Consider the following 20,979-nt stretch of genomic DNA (forward strand, 5'->3'; position numbering starts at 1 on the left):
TGACACCCGCAGCCGGCTGATGACAGAGTTGCCGCAGATTCGGCAGCGCCATCCCTCATGCGCGCGCGGCGAGAGGCGAGAACCTGTGACAGTGACTGCACCCGACGGCGTCTACTACGACCCGTACGACGTGGAGATCAATGCCGACCCCTACCGGGCATTCCGGGCGATTCGCGAAGAAGCCCCGCTCTACTACAACGAGCAGCACGACTTCTACGCGCTGAGCCGATTCGCCGACGTCGACCGAGCGCTGGTCGACCACGAAACCTTCAGCTCGGCCCGCGGCGCCATCATCGAACTGATCAAGGCCAACATCGACATTCCGCCTGGCGTAATCATCTTCGAGGACCCGCCGATCCACGACGTGCACCGCAAGCTGCTGGCGCGGATGTTCACCCCGCGCAAGATCAACGACCTCGAGCCAAAGATCCGCGAATTCTGTGCGCACAGTTTGGATCCGCTGGTCGGCGGTGACCGCTTCGACTTCGTCGCCGACCTCGGCGCCCAGATGCCGATGAAGGTAATCGGCATGCTGCTCGGCGTTCCCGAGGAGTACCAGGAAGCCGCGCGCGACAGAGCGAACAACCAAATGCGCACCGAGGCAGGCAAACCCATGGATGTCTCGTCCCCGATGGACAACGGCGAGTTCTTCGCCGAGTTCATCGACTGGCGCGCCAAGCACCCCTCCGACGACATCATGACCGATCTGCTCAATGTCGAGTTCGTCGACGAGAAGGGCGTCACGCGTCGGTTGACCCGCGAGGAACTGCTGACCTACATCAGCGTGGTGTCCGGCGCAGGCAACGAGACCACCACCCGACTGATCGGTTGGGCCGGAAAGGTGTTGGCAGAGCACCCCGAACAACGACAGGAGCTGGCCGAGAACCCGGCCCTGGTCCCCGCGGCCATCGAGGAGCTGCTGCGCTTCGAGCCACCCGCGCCGCACGTGGCTCGCTACGTGACGCGGGACGTCACCTACTACGGGCAGACGGTGCCCGAGGGCAGCGCGATGATGATGCTGATCGGCGCCGCCAACCGCGACCACCGTCAATTCCCGCCTGACGGCGATGTTTTCGACATTCACCGCGAACCCCGTCAGCACCTGTCCTTCAGCGTCGGCACCCACTACTGCCTGGGCTCGGCACTGGCCCGGCTGGAGGGCCGGATCGCGCTGGAGGAGATCTTGAAGCGCTTCCCCGAATGGCAGGTCGACCTCAGTCGTGCCGCATTGTCTCCGACCTCCACCGTGCGTGGATGGGACACGATGCCCGCGGTCATCGGTTGAACAATCACAAGTAAGGAAACGAGGTAACGATGGCGGGTCGAGTCGAAGGCAAGGTCGCGTTCATCACGGGCGCGGCGCGAGGTCAGGGCCGTGCCCATGCGGTGCGATTGGCCCAGGAGGGTGCCGACATCATCGCGGTCGACATTTGCAAGAAGATCGACACCGTCGATCTGATCGCCGCGTCCACGCCGGAGGATCTGGCCGAAACCGCCGACCTGGTCAAGGGCCACAACCGTCGGATCTACACCGCCGAGGTCGACGTCCGCGACTACGACGCGCTTAAGGCCGCCGTGGACACCGGCGTCGAGCAGCTCGGCAAGCTCGACATCATCGTCGCCAACGCGGGCATCGGCAATGGCGGGCAGACGCTGGACAAGACCAGCGAAACCGACTGGACCGCGATGATCGACATCAATCTCGGTGGCGTGTGGAAGACCGTGAAAGCCGGTGTGCCGCATATCCTCGCCGGCGGCAACGGTGGCTCGATCATCCTCACCAGCTCGGTCGGCGGCCTCAAGGCCTACCCGCACACTGGTCACTACGTGGCGGCCAAGCACGGTGTGGTCGGCCTGATGCGGACGTTCGCCGTCGAACTCGGCGCGCAGAACATCCGGGTGAACTCCGTGCACCCGACCAACGTCAACACCCCGCTGTTCATGAACGACGGCACGATGAGGCTGTTCCGGCCCGATCTGGAGAACCCGGGACCGGAAGACATGAAGGTCGTCGGGCAGCTGATGCACACCCTGCCGATCGGCTGGGTCGAGCCCGAGGACATTGCCAACGCGGTCTTGTTCCTAGCGTCCGACGAGGCGCGTTACATCACCGGCGTGACGCTGCCCGTCGACGGGGGCAGCTGCCTGAAGTAGCGGCGCGCCTATCGGCTACCGTCGCGCCATGAGCAGATTTGAAGGCAAGGGCGCCGTCATCACCGGTGGCGCAAACGGCATCGGCCTCGCGACCGCAACTGAATTAGCAAGGCGCGGAGCACGTCTCGTGCTCGCCGACGTCGACAAGCCTGCGCTCGAGCAGGCCGTCGCACATCTACAGGGGCAGGGCTTCGAGGCTCACCCGGTGATGTGCGATGTCCGATCGCTCAAGGAGATGACACACCTGGCCGACGAGGCGTTTCGGCTGCTCGGGCAGGTCGACGTGGTGTTCAGCAACGCCGGCATCGTGGTCGCAGGCCCGATCGCGCAGATGACCCACGAGGACTGGCGCTGGGTGATCGACATCGACCTGTGGGGCTCGATCCACGCGGTCGAGGCGTTCCTGCCCCGCCTGCTCGAGCAGGGTACCGGCGGCCACGTCGCCTTCACCGCGTCGTTCGCCGGCCTGATGCCCAACGTCGGCCTGGGCGCCTACAGCGTCGCGAAGTATGGCGTGGTGGGGTTGGCCGAGAACCTGGCCCGCGAGGTCAAAGACAACGGCATCGGAGTCTCGGTGCTGTGTCCGATGGTCGTCGAGACCAAGCTGCTGTCGAACTCCGAACGGATCATGGGCGCCGACTACGGGCTGGCGTCAACGACTGCGCCCGCGCAACCGGACACCTTGAACGTCGACGAGGTCGCCCGTCTGACCGTCGACGCGATTGCGACCAACCGGCTTTACGTGCTCCCCCATTCGGCTGCCCGCCGGTCGATTCGCAAGCGATTCGATCGCATCGACCAGACCTTCGACGAGCAGGCTAACGCGGGCTGGAGTCACTGACTAGGTGCTTGCGGCCTTTCGCACCGTGCCCGGGACCTCGCCGATCACGCCCTCGGCCTCCAGCTCCGCGATTTCGCCTGCGCTGAGCCCGATTTCGGTCAGCAGCTCGTGGTTATGCTGGCCGAGCAGCGGCGCCGGGTGTCGATGGAACCGGTCTGGTCCGGCCGAAAACCGCACCGGCACAGTGCTATGCGGCGTCACCTTATTGACCAGATGGCCCACGTCTTCGAAGAAGCCGCGGAACTGCAGCTGCGGGATCTCGGTTTGGCGATGCGGCTGCATCACCTTGGCGACCGGAACGCCGGCGTCCCACAGGCAGCGCACGATGTCGTCGCCGCCGCGACTTTCGCACCACGCGCCGAGATGCCGGTCGATCAGGTCGTGGTGTGCGTGTCGTCCCTCAGCTGTCGAGAGAGTCGGGTCGAGCGCCCATTCTAAACCACCCAGTGCGGTGCAGAGCCCGGCCCACTGTGCGTCGTCGGCGACCGCGATGGCGACCCAACTGTCGAGGCGCCCGAATTCGTCGACATCGGCTGTGCGGTAGACGTTTTGCGGTGCCGCCGCCGGGCCGCGGTTGCCGGCGCGTTGCAGCAGCGTCCCGTAGGCGGAGTACTCGATGACCTGTTCAGCGGCGATGTTCAGTGCCGCGTCGATCATCGCGGCCTCGATCATGACGCCCTTGCCGGTGGTGCGCCGGAACTCCAGAGCGAGCAGCAGCGCATTGGCGGCATGGATGCCGGCGTTCGGGTCGCCGATCGAGTAGGGCTCGTAAGGGTTGCGGTCGGGGTAACCGGTCAGCCAGCTCACCCCGGACGCGGCTTCGATGACATAGGCGAACGCCGGGTTGTCCCGCCACGGGCCGTCCAGCCCGAACCCTGGCATCCGCAGCAGAATCGCATCCGGCCGAATCGCTTGTACCGCTTCGAAGTCCAGTCCCATCTGGTCGAGCACACGGGGAGTGAAATTCTCCGCCACCACATCCGACGTTGCGATCAGGCGGCGCAGGATATTGCGGGCCGCATCGGTTTGCAGATCGAGGGTGACGCCCTTCTTATTCGTGTTCAGCGCGGAGAAGATCGGCGACTTCTCCCACCACCGGTCCTCGGTGACCGGGATGCCGGCAATCAGTCGGGCGCCATCCGGTTTACGGGTTGACTCGACGTGGATCACGTCAGCACCGAGCATCGCCAGGAAGTGGGTGCAGCTCGGACCGGCCCAGAAGGTGGTGAGATCCAGTATTCGTAAACCCTCGAGCGGCAATTGTTCTGAAGGACTGCCCGACTTTGGGCGTTGCGGGGCGGGCGGCGTCACATGTCGGTACTGCGCGGTGTGCTCGCCGAGTCGCGGGGCCGGTTGCGGCGCGGCGAGAGTCGCGGGCTGCATTCGGTACGGGGGGCCGGGCTGGGTGAACCCGTCGCGGGGGTTGACGACGAACGAGCCGCGGTGCTGGAAATGCTCGAGCTCGGTGATGTTGGCGCCGTTGGCCACTGGCGCATTGGGGATTCGGAAGGCGGTGGCGAGCTCGCGGATGTCGTCGGCGTTCTGGGTTTCGAACCAAGCGTAGATCTCGGCGGCTTTTTCGTTGGCCATCTCGGTGATCGAGAGCGGTGAGTCCTCGTCGATCCAGTCCTGCTGCCCGATCATCGCGCACAGGTCGAACCACTGCTGCGCTGTCCCGCAGCCGACATCGACCAAACCGTCTTTGGCGCGCGCAATTCCGGGGATTGTGAGCTTGCGGGCGTCCCGCCATGGCCGTCCGAGCATCTGGAAGAACGTGACCGGATAATAGGTGAGCCCGAGGATCTGCGCTTCCAGCATCGACAGGTCGAGAAGTTCCCCGGCTCCCGTCTCGCGCTGCCGCAGCCGGGACGTGAGCGTCGCGGCGCTGGCATAGGCGCCGGCAAGGTAGTCACCGACTTGCCCGCCGACGAATACCGGTGCACGGTCGGCAGATCCGCGGCCCAGACCGACGATGCCGCCGGACCATGCCTGCAGGGTGAACTCGGTCGCCGGACGATCGCGCCACGGGCCTTCCAGCCCGAACGGGGTGATCGACGTGACGATCAGGTGTGGATGCGATTCGCGCAGCAGCTGCGGGGTGAACGACTCGGCCACCGTGGATCCGCGTGACCACACCACCGCGTCGGCGGCGGCCAGCACGTCGTTGACGAGGTCAGCGTCTCCCGCTTGGGCGACCACGCTGTGCTTGCCGCCGGCCAGGAAGCCGAACAAGGCGCCGTCGCCGTCGATGGCCGCGCCCGAAGCAGACCATCGTCGCAGCGGATCTCCCTGTGGCGACTCGACTTTGATCACCCGGGCGCCACCGTCGGCCAGCAGCTTGGTGCAGTACGCGCCGGCGATTCCGGTAGAGAGGTCGACGACGGTGTAGCCGTGTAACGGAGCCACGGCCTAGGTGCCGACGGCGATATGGGCCGACGGACTCGACGTGAGGACCTCGGGGCCGTCGGGAGTGATCAACACCGCCTCTCGTCCGAACACGGCGCCGACCCCGGACTGCCAGACGTAACCCGTGACGGCCAGCACCATGCCCGCCTCGATCCGCTCGCCGGCGGCGGTCGCCGGCAGATGTTGCGACACCACCGGTGGGTCGAATCCGAGACCCAGCCCTCGCGCGATCGGCATCGGCGGCAGTTCTTCACCGGCGGCCTGATAGGCGGTAAGGAGGTCGATGGCCGGCGCGCCGGGCCGACATGCCTCATACAGCCTGTCCCACAACGCATCCCAGCGTCGATACAGATCGCCCGCGCCCGGAACGTCGCCGACGGGCCACGTCCGGCCGACCTCGCCGGTGTAGCCGCCGTCGAGAACTCCGGACGACAAGGCCACCAAGTCGCCGTCGTGGACCAACCCGTCCGGGTTCGCCCGCCGCCACGGGTGGTCACGCGCGGTCACCCACGCGGCGTCCTGGGTGGACGGGGTGCTTACCCCGCCGGCCGCCATCGCCTCCAACAACACGCCGGCCAATGCCTTCTCGCTGACACCCGGCCGTAATTCGGCTACCGCCGCGGCCAGTCCGAGTTCGGCCACCCGGATGGCCTCCCGGAGTGCGACCACTTCCTCGGGTGTCTTGATCCGTCGCGCCGCGCGCATCGCCAGCTCACCGTCGACCAGCTCGGCGTTCGGGAACGCCATCGGCAGCAACTGCGCGAATCCTGGCGAAAGAGCGTCGGTGCCAACACGTTTCGCTTCAGCTGCACCGTCGATCCGTTGCAGGTTGGCGATGGTGTTCATCGGGTTCCAGGAGATGCCGTAGAGGTTCTCGTGCGGGATGTCTTCGGGCACACCCTCATCCCAGGTGCTGAGCAAGTGGATCGCTCCGGTCGCCCGCACGACGACGCAGGTCGGCCCGAACGGCCGGGTGCCGGCCACCCAGAGCTGCGGCGCGCCGGACACGTAACGAACGTTCGCCTGGCGGCCAAGCACCAGCACGTCGAGATCATGCTTGTCCATTTGCGCCAGAGCGCGTTCGCGACGACCCGTCCGCAAAGCGCGGTCGTCGGCCAGAACCTCAGTACTCATGCTCAGCGCTCTCCGTACGGGGCATAGGGATAGTCGGTCAACCGGATATGCCCGTCCTCGGTGACGACGACGATCTCCTCGCTGCGGTACCCGCCGGTGCCGTCTTCCCACACCACCGGTTCCAGCACCATCACCATGCCCGGCTCGAGGACGAAACTCTCGTCGAATTCATCGCCGAGATCGGTTCCGATCATGGGTGTTTCGGCGGCATTGACGCCGATGCTATGGCCGAGGTAGAAGTGCGGCAGCCACGGCCTAGTACCGCCGTTGACTTTGGTCGCCGCTCGGCCGAGGTCCGCGACAGTGGCACCGGCGCGCACCACGCCAAGCACGGCATCCATGATTTCCTGCCACTTGTAGTACTGCGCGTGCTGTCGGGGCGTCGGCTCGTCACCGACGACCCAGGTGCGGCCGAAGTCGGAACAGTAACCCTGATAGGTGATGCTGACGTCGGTCCACAGCACGTCGCCGGCGGCAAGTTCACGCTCAGTTGTCAACAGCGGCAACGCCAGATCGCCGTGAGTGGTCCACACCCCGTCGGCTTTGAACTTGGGCATCACCTGCCAGATCGGTTCCAGCATGCTGGCCATCGCGCCGAGTTCGAAGGTGCGCCTGGTGAATTCCGCGGAGAGGTCGATCTGCCTGATTCCGGGCGCGAGCGCGGCCTGCACGTCCACCATCGCCGTGTCGGTGATTTTTACCGCGGTCTGGATGCACGCGATCTCGTCCGGGGTCTTGATGAGCTTGGCGGTCCCGACGACCTGAGCGGCGTCGGTCGGCGGACCGGACCGGAACAGCTGTGACTGGGCACGCCGCATGGCCCCGGTTAGCTCGTCGACCGCGATCACCGCTGTCGACGGGACGAGTTGCTGCACAATCCGGACGAAATGCTCGACGCCCTCGTCGAATTCGAGGTAGACCGGGCCGTGCAGATGATCGGTCGGCAACCCGGATTCCGAGGACGCACCCTCGCGAAACGGGAGGAACAGGTGCGGGTGCGGGTCGTCGGCGAGCACCACCGCGACCGGTCGTTCGACATACGACAACCCGGCATCTCCCAGCGGCCAACTCACTCCGGTCGCATAGACAACGCTGTTGTTCCCCAACAAGATCAACGCGTCGACGCCGCGGTCGGCCATCGCCGTACGCAGTCGCGCGCCGGTCTCGCGGCGCATCCGCTCGATGTCCGGGGTCTCCGGGATGTCGAGCGCGGACGAGGGCGAGGGTAAAAATGTCGTCATGCAGTGGTCCTACAGACCCAAGAACTTGGTGATATTGCCGCTGACGATCTTGACCGCATCGTCGGCCCCGACGGCTTCCACGACGGCGGCCAACGACTTCTCAGAATAGCCGAAAGTGCTTTCGTTGTGCGGGTAGTCGCTGGACCACATCACCTTGTCCACACCGATCTGGTCGATCAACTGCAGTCCCAGCGGGTCGACCATGAACGAGGCGCTCATGTGGGTGTCCCAGTAGTGGCGCACGTCGTGCTGCAACGGCCGGTTGAACATGTGCTGATACGACGCCACCAGGTGCTCGGCATCCTGCAAAGCCCATGGCACCCAGGAGATTCCACCTTCGAACCAGCCGATCCGCAGGCTCGGGTGGTCGTCGAGAATACCGGTGAACAGGTACTTGGCGAACTGCTCGCGGAAGCCGTCGATGTTGATCATCATGCCGACCACGACGCTGTTGAACTGACACGGAGTTTTCGGCGGCGTTTCACCGATGTGGTGGGTAATCGGTAGCCCGGCGGCTTCGATCTCGTCCCACACCGGCTTCATCGCGGTGCTGCCGTAGTCGATGACATTGCCGTCGTCGTCCTTGCCGGGATTCAGCGGTAGCAGGAAGGTCTTCAATCCCAACGACTTCAGTTCGCTCAGCGTCTTTTTGGCGCCTTCGGGATCCCACCAGTTGATCAGTCCCGCGCCGTAGAAGTGACCGTTCGACCGCTCCTGTAGCTCTGCGATGTACTCGTTGTAGATCCGGAATGCCAGTTCCCGAAGTTGCTTGTCCGGGTAGTGGAAGAGGGCCAGAATCGCGTTGGGAAAAGCGAGTTCCTTCTCGACGCCGTCCTCGCGCAGCTCCTGAATCCGGGCCTCGATGTTGGTGCTCGCCGCCCCGGGCAGGTCGTCGTACTGCATCAGCACGGCGCTGAAATCACCCGGCAGGAACGACTGTCCCTTTCGGCCCACCTGGTAAGCGCCGTCCTCGTACCAGATTCGCGGCGCCTTGTCTTTGAGCTCGTCGGGGAAGCGGTTGTAGAAGATGTCGTCGGCGATCGAAATGTGGTTGTCCGCAGAGAAAACCACAGTGCCGTCGGGCAGTCCGGTCTTGGTGCCGTCGGCCTGACCGTGACGATCCTTGGGCGCGCCAAAGCCTCCGGGCGGGTAGAGCGAGACCGTGCTGGTTTGAGGCGACATCACTGGCCCTCCAATCGGATCGGGTTTTCGGAAGTGGTGAGCCCGGGTCGGCTGGTGAGGGTATTCACCAGGTCACCGGTAGTTCGTAGACGCCGTAGGCGAGCCGGTCGTGTTTGAGCGGAACGTCCTCGATCGGCACGGCGAGTTCCAACGTGGGAATGCGGCGAAGCAGCGTGTGGAAGACGATCTGCAGTTCGGCGCGGGCGAGCTGCTGGCCGACACACTGGTGCCGGCCGTAGCCGAACGCGATGTGCTGGCCCGCACCCGAGCGGTGCAGGTACAGCCGGTCCGGTTCGCTGAACTCTGATGCGTCCCAGTTCGCCGGCGCGTTGTCGATGATGATGCCTTCACCGGCCCGGATGACTTCGCCCGCGATCTCGATGTCCTCGGCGGCGACCCGGCGCTGCCCGTTCTGGATGATCGACAGGTAGCGCAGTAGTTCTTCGACCGCGTTGGCGATCACGTTCGGGTCGTCGGTGTCACGCAGAACCGCGGCCTGGTCGGGGTTCTCGAGTAGAGCGAGCACGCCCAGGCCGATCATGTTGGCGGTGGTCTCGTGCCCGGCGATCAGCAGCCCGGTGCCCAACTGGGCGGCTTCCTTGACGCTGAGCTCGCCGGCCTTCACCCGCTCGGCCAGGTCCGACACCGCGTCCTCGGCCGGGTTCTCCATCTTGGCCTCGACGAGCTGCGCAAGGTATTTGTGCAGGCTCATCGCGCCTTTCATGGTGTCCTCGGCGGCGGCGTACCGCGCGAGGCCGACATTGGCGTGATGCTGGAACATCTCGGCGTCTTCGTACGGCACCCCCAGCAGCTGGCTGATCACCAGCGAGGGCACCGGCAGTGCGAGCGCGCTGACGATGTCACCGGGCTTCGGACCTGCGAGCAACGCGTCTATGGCGTCGTCGGTGATCTGCTGGATCGCCGGCCGCAGACCTTCAACCCGCCTGAACGTGAAGGGCTTTGACAGCATCCGCCGAAAACGGGTGTGCTCCTCGGCATCCGACGTGAAGACCGATCGGGGCCGCTTGTGCACCGTCGACAGCATGCCCTCGTTCCAATGCGGGAAGCCGGGTCGGCGATCGTCGACGCTGACCCGGGAGTCGGCGAACAACGTGCGCGCCTCCTCGTACCCGGTGATGAGCCATGGCGTGCTGCCGTCCCAGATCGTGACCCGGGACAGCGGCCGCGCCTGGGCCAACTGCATCACCTCCGGCGGTGGGGCGAAGGGGCAGCCGGCGGCGCGCTCCATCGGATAGTCGGGGGCGATCGCCTCAGTTGTGTTGCCGGTGAGCGTGTCTGACACTTCTCACTCCTCGATGTGGATGGCCAGTGCGGGGCAACCTGCCTCGGCCTTGCGGGCATTGTCCGCCTGTTCGGCGGGTGGGCTCTCGTCGAGCACGATGACGACGCCGTCGTCATCGCGCTGGTCGAAAATTTCCGGCGCATGCATCACGCAGTTGCCCGATGATGCGCATTTGTCTTGTTCCACAGAGACTTTCATGTCAACTCTTCACTCGTGCGGGGTGACCGGCGCCAGCCACAGCCCGACCACCGCGTCGATGAGGCGCGTCCCGGCGGCGCCCCAGGACGTCCACGGCGCGGATGCGCCTGCGGCCAAAGCACGTTCGCGATCGGCGCAGGTGTGCACCAGCAGGTTGCGCGCCATCAGGTTGCGTTCCACCCGAACGTCGACCGGGAGCTCGGGCAGACACCGGTTGATTCCGTCGATCACCTGGACCAGGGACTCAGATGACAGCGCGTCTTTGACGACGATGCTGTAGTAGGTGGGGTCGGTCATCACCTGTGCGGCGAAACGTGCGTACCAACTGGGGGTGCCCAGCGCCGCCAGGTGATCGGTCAGCGGACGCACCAGGCAGGCGACCCAACGGCGCGGGTCCTGCGAGCCGCCGGTCTGCGAGACCATGTCTTCCCGCAAACGTTCGATGGGCTCGCGGTGCCGCTGCTCGATGGCCCGCACCAGGTCGGTCTTGGTGCCGAAGTGGTAGCCGACCGCCGCGTTGTTCCCTTGCCCGGCGGCCTCACTCACCTGCCGATTGGAGACTGCGAAGACGCCGTGTTCGGCGAACAGCCGCTCGGCGGCGGTCAGGATCGCCTCCTGGGTGGTGCTGGCCCGCTCGCTACGCGCGGCCCTCGCAGTGGTCACTCGGCCAGTCAACGCGCTCACACGGATTAAGTCAAGCGATTGATTTAATTGGCCTGCTCGCTGCGACGGCGGACGACCTTTCCGGCCACCGTGCCACCGTCGACCGGCAACACCGTGCCGGTCACGTAGCGGGACCGGTCGCCGGCCAGGTACAGCGCCGCCTCGGCGATGTCGTCGGTGGTGCCCTCCCGCTTCAGCGGCCGATCGGCGCGCATCTGCTCGCGGATGGCGTGCTCGAAGCGCGCCAGTTCTTCGGGCGACTTGTCCGAGGTCGTCGTCTGCAGCAGTGGGGTGGGGATATTGCCAGGCGCGATCGCGTTGACCCGAACCTCGTAATGCGCCAGCTCAATCGCCGACGACTTGGTGAACATGATGACCGCAGCCTTGGAGGCGCGATACGTCATCACGCCGCCGCCGGCCTGGATCCCGCCGATCGACGACATGTTGATGATCGACCCGCCGCCGGTCTGCGCCATCTGGCGCGCCGCGTCGCGGGTGCCGGCCATGACGCCCAGGACGTTGACCGCCATGACGCGTTGGAAGTCGGCGAGGTCGTCGGAAAGGAAGCTGCGATGCATCTTGCTGGAGACGCCGGCGTTGTTCACCATCACGTCGAGACCACCGAAGGTCGCGACCGCGTGCGCGACCAGCGCGCTTACCTGCTCGGGGTCGGAGACGTCGACTAACCGAAAATCCACGTCACGGCCCAGCTTGGCGGCAAGGCCCTCACCGCGGCCACGTTCGACGTCGGCGATCACCACCCGGGCGCCCTCCGCCGCGAACTTCTCGACGATCCCGGCACCGATCCCGGAGGCACCGCCGGTGACGATCGCGACCTTGCCGAGCAGTTCGTTGACCATGCATTGAGTTAATAAGCGCGGCGTTGCTTAAGTCAAGCGATTGATTTACAACGTCCACAGCCGACTCCCAAACGCCGATGCTACGTTCGGCTTGGTGAGCCCGTTTGTTTACCTCGAATCCTCATGGCGTTGGCCAAGAGCAGCAACGCTTCCGTATGCCGCGACTCCTCCGTGGCCCGTCCTGAGCCAGCGGCGCAGTGGATGTAGCCGTCAACCCGACCGTTCAAAGGAACTGATTTGAGACTCAATCGATTTGGCACCACGGTGGGCGTGCTGGCAACCGGCGTGCTCGTGCTGTCAGCATGTGGCAACAACAACAACGCCAGCGAGGGCGGCGCGACGACCTCGGGTGCGTCGTCGTCGAACGTGCACTGCGGCGGAAAGCAGACGCTGAAGGCCAGTGGATCGACCGCGCAGGCCAACGCGATGGCCCGCTTCGTCAACGCCTTCGAGCAGGCCTGCTCGGGCCAGACGCTGAACTACACTGCCAACGGCTCGGGCGCCGGGATCAACGAGTTCGTCGGCAACCAAACCGATTTCGGCGGCTCGGACGTCGCGTTGAGCGACGACGAGCACGCCAAGGCCCAGGAGCGGTGCGGTTCGCCCGCATGGGATCTGCCGACGGTGTTCGGGCCGATCGCGGTGACCTACAACATCAACGGCGTCAGCTCGCTGAACTTGGACGGGCCGACGACCGCGAAGATCTTCAACGGGACGATCAAGACATGGAACGACCCGGCCATCACCGCGCTCAACAGCGGAACGACGCTGCCCGACCTGCCGATCCACGTGGTGTTCCGCAGTGACCAGTCCGGCACGACCGACAACTTCCAGCAGTACCTGGACGGCGCCTCCGACGGCGCGTGGGGCAAAGGCCACGGGAAGTCGTTCAACGGCGGTGTCGGCGAGGGCGCCAAGGGCAACGACGGCACGTCGGCGGCGATCAAGAACACGCCGGGTTCAATCACCTATAACGAATGGTCGTTCGCCCAGGCGCAGAAGCTGAACGAGGCGAAGATCGTCACCCCGGCCGGACACGACCCGGTGGAGATCAGCGCCGACTCGGTCGGCAAGACCATCGCCGGCGCGAAGATCAAGGGCCAGGGCAACGACCTGATCCTCGACACGCTGTCGTTCTACAAGCCGACCCAGGCGGGCGCCTACCCGATCGTGCTAGCGACGTACGAGGTGGTCTGCTCGAAGTACGCGGATAGCCAGGTCGGCACAGCCGTCAAGGCATTCCTGCAGGCCACCATCGGTCCCGGCCAGAACGGGTTGGCGGACAACGGCTACATCCCGATCCCGGACGCCTTCAAGTCCCGCTTGTCGACTGCGGTCAACGCCATCGCCTGACCAAGTCCACATGTCCACCGCGACAGCGCCCGCGCCCCCGCTGCGGGCCAGCGACGCAACTCAGGTGCGGGTAGGCGACCGACTGTTCAAGTCGGTCGCCGCCCTCGCCGCCTCGACGATCACGATCGTGATCGGCCTGATCGCCATCTTCCTTCTGGTCCAAGCCATTCCGGCCCTGCGCGCCAACCACGCGAACTTCTTCACCAGCGCACAGTTCAAGACCACCAACGGCAGCAACCTGGCGTTCGGCATCCGTGACCTGTTCATGGTGACCCTGCTCAGTTCGCTGTGGGCCATGGCATTGGCCGTCCCGACCGCGATCGGGATCGCGATATTCCTGACCCAGTACGCGCCGGCACGATTGGCGCGCCCCTTCAGCGCCATCGTCGACCTACTCGCCGCGGTCCCGTCGATTGTCTTCGGGCTCTGGGGAATCTTCGTGCTGGCACCGCAACTCGCACCGATCGAATCCCTGCTCAACCACAAACTGGGCTGGCTGTTCCTGTTCAAGGCCGGCGATGTGTCGCTGGCCGGTGGCGGCAACATCTTCACCGCCGGCGTGGTTCTTGCCGTGATGGTCCTCCCCATCATCACCTCGGTATCGCGAGAAGTCTTCCGCCAGACCCCGACTAGTCACACCGAAGCTGCGCAGGCGCTCGGTGCGACGAAGTGGGAGGTAGTGCGGATGGCCGTGCTGCCGTACGGCCGCAGCGGCGCGGTCGCCGCGTCGATGCTCGGGCTGGGTCGCGCACTCGGCGAAACGGTGGCGGTGCTGATCATCCTGCGCGCTTCGGCGTCTGCGGGCCACTGGTCACTGTTCGACGGTGGTTACACCTTCGCATCGAAAATTGCTTCTGCGGCAAGCGAATTCAGCGAGCCACTACCGACCGGGGCTTATATCGCGGCCGGATTCGTGTTGTTCGTGCTCACGTTCATCGTCAACGCGGTCGCGCGCGCCATCGTCGGCAGGGCGGTGAAGGTATGAGCGCCCCGGCCATCGATCGACCGATCAAAGTCTCGGCCGTTCAGTCGATCAGCCTCCGGCGGCGGATCAAGAACGGCATCGCCACAACGCTTTTCGCTCTCTCGTTCGCGCTGGCTCTCGTGCCGCTGGTCTGGGTGCTGTGGATCGTGATCGAGCGCGGCTCCTACGCCATCGTGCAGCCCGGCTGGTGGAGCCATTCGCTGCGCGGCGTCCTGCCCGAGCATTTCGCCGGCGGTGTTTATCACGCTCTGTACGGCACGGTGATTCAGGCCGCGGTCGCCGCGGCCATCGCCATTCCACTGGGGTTCATGACCGCCGTGTACCTGGCGGAGTACCGTTCCGGCCAGCTCGCCAAAGTCACTACGTTCATGGTCGACGTGCTGGCCGGGCTGCCCTCGATCGTGGCGGCGCTGTTTATCTTCAGCCTGTGGATCGCCACCATGGGATTTCAGCAGAGCGCGTTCGCGGTGTCGCTCGCGTTGGTCTTGCTGATGCTGCCGGTCGTGGTGCGATCCACCGAGGAGATGCTCAGGCTGGTGCCGCAAGACCTGCGAGAAGCCAGCTATGCCTTGGGAATTCCTAAGTGGAAGACGATCATGCGCATCGTCGTCCCGATCGCGATGCCGGGCATCATCACCGGGGTGCTGCTGTCGATCGCCCGGGTGATGGGTGAAACCGCGCCGGTCCTGGTGTTGGTCGGTTACAGCCGGTCGATCAACTTCGACATCTTCAACGGCAACATGGCGTCGTTGCCGTTGCTGATCTACTCCGAGCTAAACAACCCCGAACACGCTGGCTTTCTGAGGGTTTGGGGTGCGGCGCTTACGCTGATCATCGTGGTGGCAGCGGTGTACCTGACTGCCGCGCTGGCCAATCGGTTGATCGCCCTGCGCCGTCGCTAGCATCCGGCGACGCGGAGCTTGGCCACCCTGTCGTTGCCGCGGTCGGCGACGTAGACGTTGCTGTCTTTGTCCAGCGCCAGCTGCAGCGGAGTGTTGAGGCCGTTGAGCGGCAACGGAGTTGGAGCATTCGAATTGGGCGGCAGCTTCAGCACCTGGTTGTTGTCGTGCTCGCTGACGTAGACGTTGCCCGCAGCGTCGACGACGACACCCCATGGCACGCTGATACCGGTGAACGGCAGCGCGGTCTGCTCGCTGGAACCCGCGGGCAGCTTGAGCACCCGGTTGTTGTCGGAGTCGGTGACGTAGACGTTGCCGGCACCGTCGACCGCAACTCCGTCGGGGTTGTTGAGACCAGTGAACGGCAGCACGGTGGGAGTGTTGGTGCCGGCCGGCAGTTTCACCACCCGGTCGTTGCCCCGGTCGGCGACGTAGACGCTGCCGCCGCTGTCGACCGCGATGCCTTCGGGGTAGCTGAGGCCGCTAAACGGTAGCTGCGTCTGGTTATTCGAGCCGGCAGCCATCATCACGACCCGGTGGTTGAAGTCCGTCACGTACACCGTGCCCGCCGAGTCCACGGCCACTGCCTGCGGCTGATACAGGCCGGTGAACGGCAGCACCGTCGGGGTATCCGAACCCGGGGCCAACTTCACCACCCGGCCGTACATGCCCTGGTTGGTGACGTACACCGCGCCGGTCGAATCGACCGCGACGCCACCGGGCGACAGCCGGAAGTTGAGCCCGTTGAACGGCAGGATGTTCTGTCCGCAGGACTCGCCCGCTGGTCCGCTGTGCGGGCGGACCACGTAGCCGAACACCGCGACCAGCAGTACGGCGACGGCGCCGAGGATCATCCAGAGTTTGCGGCGATCGCGTCGCTGTGGGTCAGGAGCGCTGAAGTCGGGATGCTGCCGGCTCGCCCGTGATCCGTTGGACGGCGGGTGATAACTCCAGTCGCTTGCGCTGGCAGGAGCCGCTACCCGGCTCCAGGCCTCAGCGGGGCGAATCATGGTGTGCGCGTTAGCTGCATCCTCGGTGTGCTGCAGGATGCTTTCGGCCTGATGTTGATCGGGTGCGGTCAGCGCCTGCAGGGCGGCGTTGGCAAGCTCGCCGGCGCTGCGGTACCGATCCTCTGGATTCTTGGCCATGCCCTTGGCGACGACCTGATCCAGCGCTGCCGGCACGCGACCGGGCCGCAACTGACTGGGCCGCGGGGCGGGCTGCATGAGATGCGCGTGGACCAGTCGCTCGATGCTGTCGGCGACGTATGGCGGTGTGCCGGTGAGGCATTCGCCGAGTACACAGGCCAGCGAGTAGATGTCGGACCGGTAGGTGACCTCGCTGCCCCCGAACCGTTCCGGGGCCATGTACTTGTAGGTCCCCATCGCCATCCCGACCTGAGTCAGCCCGGGATCGGTTCCGGCGCGGGCGATTCCGAAGTCCACCAGGTACACGAAGTCGTCTCCGGTGAGCAGGATGTTTTCCGGCTTCACATCGCGGTGCGTGACGCCGTTGGCGTGCGCGGCATCCAACGCAGCGGCCACCTGGCGCACGATCGCCACGGCGCGGGGCGGGCTCATCGGGCCGGTTCGCTTCAGCACGGCCGCCAGGTCGGCGCCGTCGATCAGCCGCATGTCCAGGTACAGCTGGCCGTTGATCTCGCCGTAGTCGTGGATGGGTACGACGTGCGGCTCGGTCAACCGTCCGGCGGCGCCGGCCTCCCGCTGCATCCGGGCTCGAAACACCGGATCGTCGGAGAACTCCGGCGATATCAGCTTGAGGGCGACGACCCGGCCCTTGCGGGTGTCCTCGGCTTCGTACACCTCACCCATGCCGCCGCGGCCGAGCAGGCGAGTCAGCCGGTACGGGCCGAACCATGACCCCACCCGGGTATCCGATTGGCGGTAGCTCATCATGAGATACCGTTCACGGCCGCTGACAGTTTCGTCTGAAACGAGCTGGGCATGGGGATGTAGCCGTATTGATCCAAGCCGTCCTGCCCGGCCCCAATGGTGGCTTGCATGAAGGCTTTTACCGCTGCGCCGGTCGATGAGTCCGGATACTTCGAGCAGACGATCTCATACGTGGCGAGCACGATCGGGTAGGCGCCGGGTTGCGAGGGTTTGTAGAACGATGAGGTGTCGACCACGAGATCGTTTCCCTCCCCGGCGAATTTGGCTCCGGCGATCGTCTTGCCCACCGACTCGGTGGTGATCGTCACCGGATCCGGGCCGGCCGAGGTCACGATCTGGGCCATGCTCAGTTGGTGGCCGACCGCGAACGACCATTCGTTGTAGGTGATCGACCCGTTGGTGGACCGCAGCGCCGCCGACGTGCCCTCGTTACCGATGGCACCCTGGCCGACGCCGCCGACGAATGTCTCGTCGGTGCCTTTGCCCCAGGCACCGTCGGAGGCGGCATCGAGATACTTCTGGAAGTTGTAGGTCGTGCCGGACTTGTCGTCGCGGAAGACCACGGTGATGGGCGTCGACGGGAGCTTGGCGTCGGCGTTGAGCGCCTTGATGGCCGGGTCGTCCCATGTGGTGATGGTGCCGTTGAAGATCTTCGCGGTGGTGGGCCCGTCGAGGTTCAGCGTGCTCACGCCGTCGACGTTGTAGGTCACGGCGATCGGCCCGAATACGGCGGGCAAATCCCAGGCGGGTGAGCCGCAGCGCTGCTGGGCCTTCTCGGGCTCGCCCTTCGCCGGATCGAGCGGCTTGTCGGAGCCGCCCAGATCGGTTTCGTTGTCAACGAACTGCTGCACCCCTTTGCCGGAGCCGTTGGCGTTGTAGTCCAGGGTGTAGCCGGGGCAGGCGCGGATATAGGCGTAGACGAACTGCTCGATCGCGTTGGTTTGCGCGGTCGAGCCGCTGGCCTGCAGTTTCTTCTTACCGCCGCAGTGGACCGGGACCGATGACGGCCCGGACCCGGACGTTGAGGTGCTGTTGCTACTGCCGCACGCCGACAGGGCCAAGGCGCCGGCGACCAGCAAGCTCAGCATCGCTGTACACCGGGCGACCTTCACGGCACTCCTCTCGGGGGCTGTCATCAGTTAACAGGAAACCGCGCCGAGCTTAATAAAAAATGAATGCCAGCTTGGTGCTAGCTTTGCGTGCCGCGCTTCAGCCCTCGATTTCGGCGAAAAAGCCCAGCAAGAGGGCGTTGACGTCGGCTGGCTGCTCCAGCTGCGGACAGTGGCCGGCGGCGTCGATGACGGCCGATCGGCCTTGGGGCATCTGGTCGGCGATTTCCTTCGCCCAGCCGGTCGCCAGCAACTTGTCGGCGGCACCTTCGACCACCAACGCCGGGACGCCGACCCGCTGGTACGGCCGGGTGCTCGACGGCGGAGGCGGCGCTGCGGTACCCGGCCGGCGGAAGCGAGCCGCGGCCAGTGCCTCCCAGGCGCCGGGGGCGATGCTCGACTCGTAGCGGCGCCGGACATAGTCCTCGTCGGCCGGGTACTTCGGATCGTGGAACAGCGCTTCGACGATCAGGCGCATGGCGGGCAGGCTGGCGTCGTAGTCGTAGAGCGCCTGCATGTGTTGGTTGCGCTGGATTTCGCCACCGCCGCAGATCGCCACCAGGCTGCGCATCGGCAGCATCGGTGAGTCAGAGGTGGCGTCGACGAGCAGGTTGATGGCACCCATCGAGTTCCCGACGAAGTGGGCCGAGTTGACACCCAGCTCGGCGCAGAATCGGGCGACGTGCCGGATCCGCATCCCGCGACCGTCGTTGAAATCGATCACCTTTGCCGACTGTCCGAACCCAAGCATGTCCGGTGCCAGCACCCGATATCGCTCGGCCAGCGCGGGTATTGTTGCTTCCCAACCGATTTCGGAGCTGACCCCGAACTCGCCGCCGTGCAGCAGTATCACCGGATCGCCATGGCCCGCTTCCAGGTAGTGGGTGACGAGGCCGTCGATTACCGCTGTCCTACTGTGGATCTCGGTCATTTGATCGCGATCGGATTGACGGGAGAGCCCACCGCGCCAGTAAATCTCAGCGGCGGGGCGACGAGCTGGAATTCGTAGACACCGTCGGCGGCGCAATCCGCGGCCAACGCGTTGAGATCCCAATACTCGCCGAGCATCAGTCCCATGTCGCGCAGGCACAGCATATGCATGGGCATGAAAGTGCCCTTGACAGCGGAGATCGGGTCTTCGACCATCAGGTTGTCGGCTGCCACCGCGGCGACGTCGTGGTCGTGCAGCCAGGACGCGCACAGCCAGTCCAACCCCGACCCGGGTTCGCCGCCGTTGCCGGTCTCCAAAAACCGCGCCCACCAACCGGTTCTGACCACGACGATGTCACCGCGTCGGATCGTCACGCCCTGCGCCCGCGCCACGTCGTCCAACTCACCGGCGGTGATGGGATTGCCGAGTTCGATGAACGTCTCCACGCCGCGGTGACGGGCGACGTCGAGCAGCACCCCGCGCGACGTGATGCCCTTGCCGTCGACCTTGTCAATGCCGCAGTGCCGCGCGCCGAAGCTGGTCACCGAGTCGGCGGGGAAGCCGTTGTACAGCTTGTCCTCGTAGTACACGTGCGAGAGCGCATCCCACTGGGTGGCGCATTGGAGCGGCATGACGATCATGTCGTCGTTGAAGCGAAACAGGTCGTCCTGGAAATACTTTCCCATGTCCTGGGCGCTGGGATTGCCCACCCAGTCCGGGCCGAAGCGAGCCACCGAGTACGCGTCGCCGCCGTCGACGGTCATCGTGTGGATCGGGTTGTGCCGGAACTTGAACGCTCCCTGCGGACCCGAGGATCCGAAGTCGACGCCCAGCGGGAACACCTTGCCGTGCTTGACCAAACTGGCCGCCTCGGCGACCTTGTCCGCGGTGATGAAGTTCAGGGTGCCAAGTTCGTCGGCGTCGCCCCACCGACCCCAGTTGGACACCTCGCCGGATACCCGGCGAAAATCGGTCAGGCTGGCCACTATGCTTGCCCTTCCTCGAGTTCACGGGCGACCGCGGCGCCCAGATTGCCCCCGTCCACCCACAGTACTTGGCCCGAAATATAGCTGGCGGCTTGGCTATTCAGGAACACCAACGCGGCCGCCTGCTCCTCGGGATCGGAGACCCGGCCCAGCGGCTTGGGGATGTCGTCGAGAAAATTCTGGCCGTAGGCGCCGCGCAGTTGGTCGAGGATCGGGGTTTCGGTGACCCCCGGGCCGGTGCAGTTGATCCTGATGCCGCGGCTGCCGAGCGCGTTGGTCTTGCTCATGGTGTACAGGATGATCGCTTCTTTGGACAACCGGTAGCCCCCATCGGCCAGGGCGTCGGGATTGCTTGTGCACCAGTCGATGCCGTCGGCCATCGTCCGGGTTTTCAACAGCCCACTGGTGACGTGTTGGTTGTCCCGATATGCCTTGGCCGCCAACGACGAGACGCTCACGATCGACGATCCGGCCGGCATCTTGTCGACCAGCGACTCGGTGAGATGCCGCAGGCCGAGGAAGTTGATCGTCACGACGCGCAGCGGATCGCCGATCCCCGAGGACACCCCGGCGACGTTGAACAGCGCGTCGACCGGTCCGCCCACCGATGCCACCGCGATGTCGATGGACGCCGGCTCGGTCAGGTCGACGGTGTAGAACTCCGCGACCGCGTCGCTCGGCAATTGCTTGTCCACGCCGACCACGTGCGCGCCCAGTTCGGTGAGCTGGCGTACGAGGTGCGCCCCGATGCCCGACGCACACCCGGTGACCACCGCACGCCGACCGTCGTAGCGCCACAGCTCGTCGATGCGCGCCAACGA

The 20,979-nt window shown here is 65.4% G+C and carries 19 protein-coding genes; 6 read left to right on the forward strand and 13 right to left on the reverse strand.

Annotated elements, in window-relative coordinates; all coding sequences use genetic code 11:
- Positions 1–85: 85 nt before the first annotated feature.
- The 3 genes from A5658_RS21510 to A5658_RS21520 are packed head-to-tail and all read left to right on the forward strand — an operon-like array spanning position 86 to position 2,995.
- On the forward strand, positions 86–1,285 hold the full coding sequence (locus A5658_RS21510) for a cytochrome P450 (protein WP_067340157.1): 1,200 nt from the start codon (positions 86–88) through the stop codon (positions 1,283–1,285).
- 29 nt (positions 1,286–1,314) lie between these two features.
- The gene (locus A5658_RS21515) at positions 1,315–2,154 is read left to right on the forward strand and encodes a mycofactocin-coupled SDR family oxidoreductase (protein ID WP_067339889.1); all 840 of its coding nucleotides are present in this window, start codon (positions 1,315–1,317) and stop codon (positions 2,152–2,154) included.
- Positions 2,155–2,182: 28 nt separating this feature from the next.
- Positions 2,183–2,995, forward strand: coding sequence for an SDR family NAD(P)-dependent oxidoreductase (locus A5658_RS21520; protein ID WP_067339891.1), 813 nt, complete (start codon positions 2,183–2,185; stop codon positions 2,993–2,995).
- On the opposite strand, the gene A5658_RS21525 is transcribed toward A5658_RS21520, so the two are convergent.
- From A5658_RS21525 to A5658_RS21560, 8 genes are all read right to left on the reverse strand, one after another.
- Complete coding sequence (locus tag A5658_RS21525) at positions 2,996–5,401, reverse strand: CaiB/BaiF CoA-transferase family protein (protein WP_067339893.1); 2,406 nt, start codon at positions 5,399–5,401, stop codon at positions 2,996–2,998.
- Positions 5,402–5,404: 3 nt separating this feature from the next.
- Positions 5,405–6,535, reverse strand: a complete 1,131-nt coding sequence (locus A5658_RS21530; RefSeq protein WP_067339895.1) for a Xaa-Pro peptidase family protein — start codon at positions 6,533–6,535, stop codon at positions 5,405–5,407.
- Between the two features lie 2 nt (positions 6,536–6,537).
- Positions 6,538–7,776: a Xaa-Pro peptidase family protein gene (locus A5658_RS21535; RefSeq protein ID WP_067339898.1), complete on the reverse strand. Its 1,239-nt coding sequence runs from the start codon at positions 7,774–7,776 to the stop codon at positions 6,538–6,540.
- Positions 7,777–7,785: 9 nt separating this feature from the next.
- Positions 7,786–8,847: an amidohydrolase family protein gene (locus A5658_RS21540; RefSeq protein WP_197503184.1), complete on the reverse strand. Its 1,062-nt coding sequence runs from the start codon at positions 8,845–8,847 to the stop codon at positions 7,786–7,788.
- Between the two features lie 175 nt (positions 8,848–9,022).
- Positions 9,023–10,261: a cytochrome P450 gene (locus A5658_RS21545; protein WP_067339902.1), complete on the reverse strand. Its 1,239-nt coding sequence runs from the start codon at positions 10,259–10,261 to the stop codon at positions 9,023–9,025.
- A gap of 3 nt (positions 10,262–10,264) precedes the next feature.
- A complete protein-coding gene (locus A5658_RS21550) occupies positions 10,265–10,459 on the reverse strand; it encodes a ferredoxin (protein ID WP_067339904.1) in 195 nt (64 codons plus the stop codon).
- A gap of 9 nt (positions 10,460–10,468) precedes the next feature.
- The gene (locus A5658_RS21555) at positions 10,469–11,122 is read right to left on the reverse strand and encodes a TetR/AcrR family transcriptional regulator (RefSeq protein ID WP_067339906.1); all 654 of its coding nucleotides are present in this window, start codon (positions 11,120–11,122) and stop codon (positions 10,469–10,471) included.
- A 44-nt stretch (positions 11,123–11,166) separates the two neighbouring features.
- Complete coding sequence (locus tag A5658_RS21560) at positions 11,167–11,982, reverse strand: SDR family NAD(P)-dependent oxidoreductase (protein WP_067339908.1); 816 nt, start codon at positions 11,980–11,982, stop codon at positions 11,167–11,169.
- A 237-nt stretch (positions 11,983–12,219) separates the two neighbouring features.
- Between A5658_RS21560 and pstS (A5658_RS21565) the strand changes: the two genes are divergently transcribed.
- From pstS (A5658_RS21565) to pstA, 3 genes are read left to right on the forward strand one after another with little or no spacing between them, the layout of a single operon-like run.
- Positions 12,220–13,335: a phosphate ABC transporter substrate-binding protein PstS gene (gene pstS / locus A5658_RS21565; RefSeq protein WP_067339910.1), complete on the forward strand. Its 1,116-nt coding sequence runs from the start codon at positions 12,220–12,222 to the stop codon at positions 13,333–13,335.
- 10 nt (positions 13,336–13,345) lie between these two features.
- A complete protein-coding gene (gene pstC, locus A5658_RS21570) occupies positions 13,346–14,320 on the forward strand; it encodes a phosphate ABC transporter permease subunit PstC (RefSeq protein WP_067339912.1) in 975 nt (324 codons plus the stop codon).
- Positions 14,317–15,222: a phosphate ABC transporter permease PstA gene (pstA, locus tag A5658_RS21575; protein WP_067339915.1), complete on the forward strand. Its 906-nt coding sequence runs from the start codon at positions 14,317–14,319 to the stop codon at positions 15,220–15,222. Before pstC ends, pstA begins: the two co-directional genes overlap by 4 nt.
- Here pstA and A5658_RS21580 read toward each other — a convergent pair.
- From A5658_RS21580 to A5658_RS21600, 5 genes are all read right to left on the reverse strand, one after another.
- A complete protein-coding gene (locus A5658_RS21580; RefSeq protein ID WP_067339916.1) occupies positions 15,219–17,132 on the reverse strand; it encodes a serine/threonine-protein kinase PknD in 1,914 nt (637 codons plus the stop codon). The genes pstA and A5658_RS21580 overlap by 4 nt on opposite strands.
- Positions 17,132–18,268 (reverse strand): phosphate ABC transporter substrate-binding protein PstS, encoded by a 1,137-nt coding sequence (gene pstS, locus A5658_RS21585; RefSeq protein ID WP_067339918.1) that lies wholly within the window; start codon positions 18,266–18,268, stop codon positions 17,132–17,134. Before pstS (A5658_RS21585) ends, A5658_RS21580 begins: the two co-directional genes overlap by 1 nt.
- 73 nt (positions 18,269–18,341) lie before the next feature.
- Positions 18,342–19,172, reverse strand: a complete 831-nt coding sequence (locus tag A5658_RS21590) for an alpha/beta fold hydrolase (RefSeq protein WP_067339920.1) — start codon at positions 19,170–19,172, stop codon at positions 18,342–18,344.
- A complete protein-coding gene (locus tag A5658_RS21595) occupies positions 19,169–20,158 on the reverse strand; it encodes a cyclase family protein (protein ID WP_067339922.1) in 990 nt (329 codons plus the stop codon). The genes A5658_RS21590 and A5658_RS21595 overlap by 4 nt, the downstream gene beginning before the upstream one ends.
- Positions 20,158–20,976 (reverse strand): coniferyl-alcohol dehydrogenase, encoded by an 819-nt coding sequence (locus A5658_RS21600; RefSeq protein WP_067339924.1) that lies wholly within the window; start codon positions 20,974–20,976, stop codon positions 20,158–20,160. Before A5658_RS21600 ends, A5658_RS21595 begins: the two co-directional genes overlap by 1 nt.
- Positions 20,977–20,979: the final 3 nt, after the last annotated feature.

The organism is Mycobacterium sp. 1245111.1, assembly GCF_001673405.1.
In the GTDB taxonomy this organism is placed as follows: domain Bacteria; phylum Actinomycetota; class Actinomycetes; order Mycobacteriales; family Mycobacteriaceae; genus Mycobacterium.

Coding starts and splice junctions, on each gene's coding strand:
- A5658_RS21515 (WP_067339889.1), top strand. CDS start 1,315: ATGGCGGGTCGAGTCGAAGGCAAGGTCGCGTTCATCACGGGCGCGGCG.
- A5658_RS21520 (WP_067339891.1), top strand. CDS start 2,183: ATGAGCAGATTTGAAGGCAAGGGCGCCGTCATCACCGGTGGCGCAAAC.
- A5658_RS21530 (WP_067339895.1), bottom strand. CDS start 6,535: ATGAGTACTGAGGTTCTGGCCGACGACCGCGCTTTGCGGACGGGTCGT.
- A5658_RS21535 (WP_067339898.1), bottom strand. CDS start 7,776: ATGACGACATTTTTACCCTCGCCCTCGTCCGCGCTCGACATCCCGGAG.
- A5658_RS21550 (WP_067339904.1), bottom strand. CDS start 10,459: ATGAAAGTCTCTGTGGAACAAGACAAATGCGCATCATCGGGCAACTGC.
- A5658_RS21560 (WP_067339908.1), bottom strand. CDS start 11,982: ATGGTCAACGAACTGCTCGGCAAGGTCGCGATCGTCACCGGCGGTGCC.
- pstC (WP_067339912.1), top strand. CDS start 13,346: ATGTCCACCGCGACAGCGCCCGCGCCCCCGCTGCGGGCCAGCGACGCA.
- pstA (WP_067339915.1), top strand. CDS start 14,317: ATGAGCGCCCCGGCCATCGATCGACCGATCAAAGTCTCGGCCGTTCAG.
- A5658_RS21580 (WP_067339916.1), bottom strand. CDS start 17,132: ATGAGCTACCGCCAATCGGATACCCGGGTGGGGTCATGGTTCGGCCCG.
- pstS (WP_067339918.1), bottom strand. CDS start 18,268: ATGACAGCCCCCGAGAGGAGTGCCGTGAAGGTCGCCCGGTGTACAGCG.
- A5658_RS21590 (WP_067339920.1), bottom strand. CDS start 19,172: ATGACCGAGATCCACAGTAGGACAGCGGTAATCGACGGCCTCGTCACC.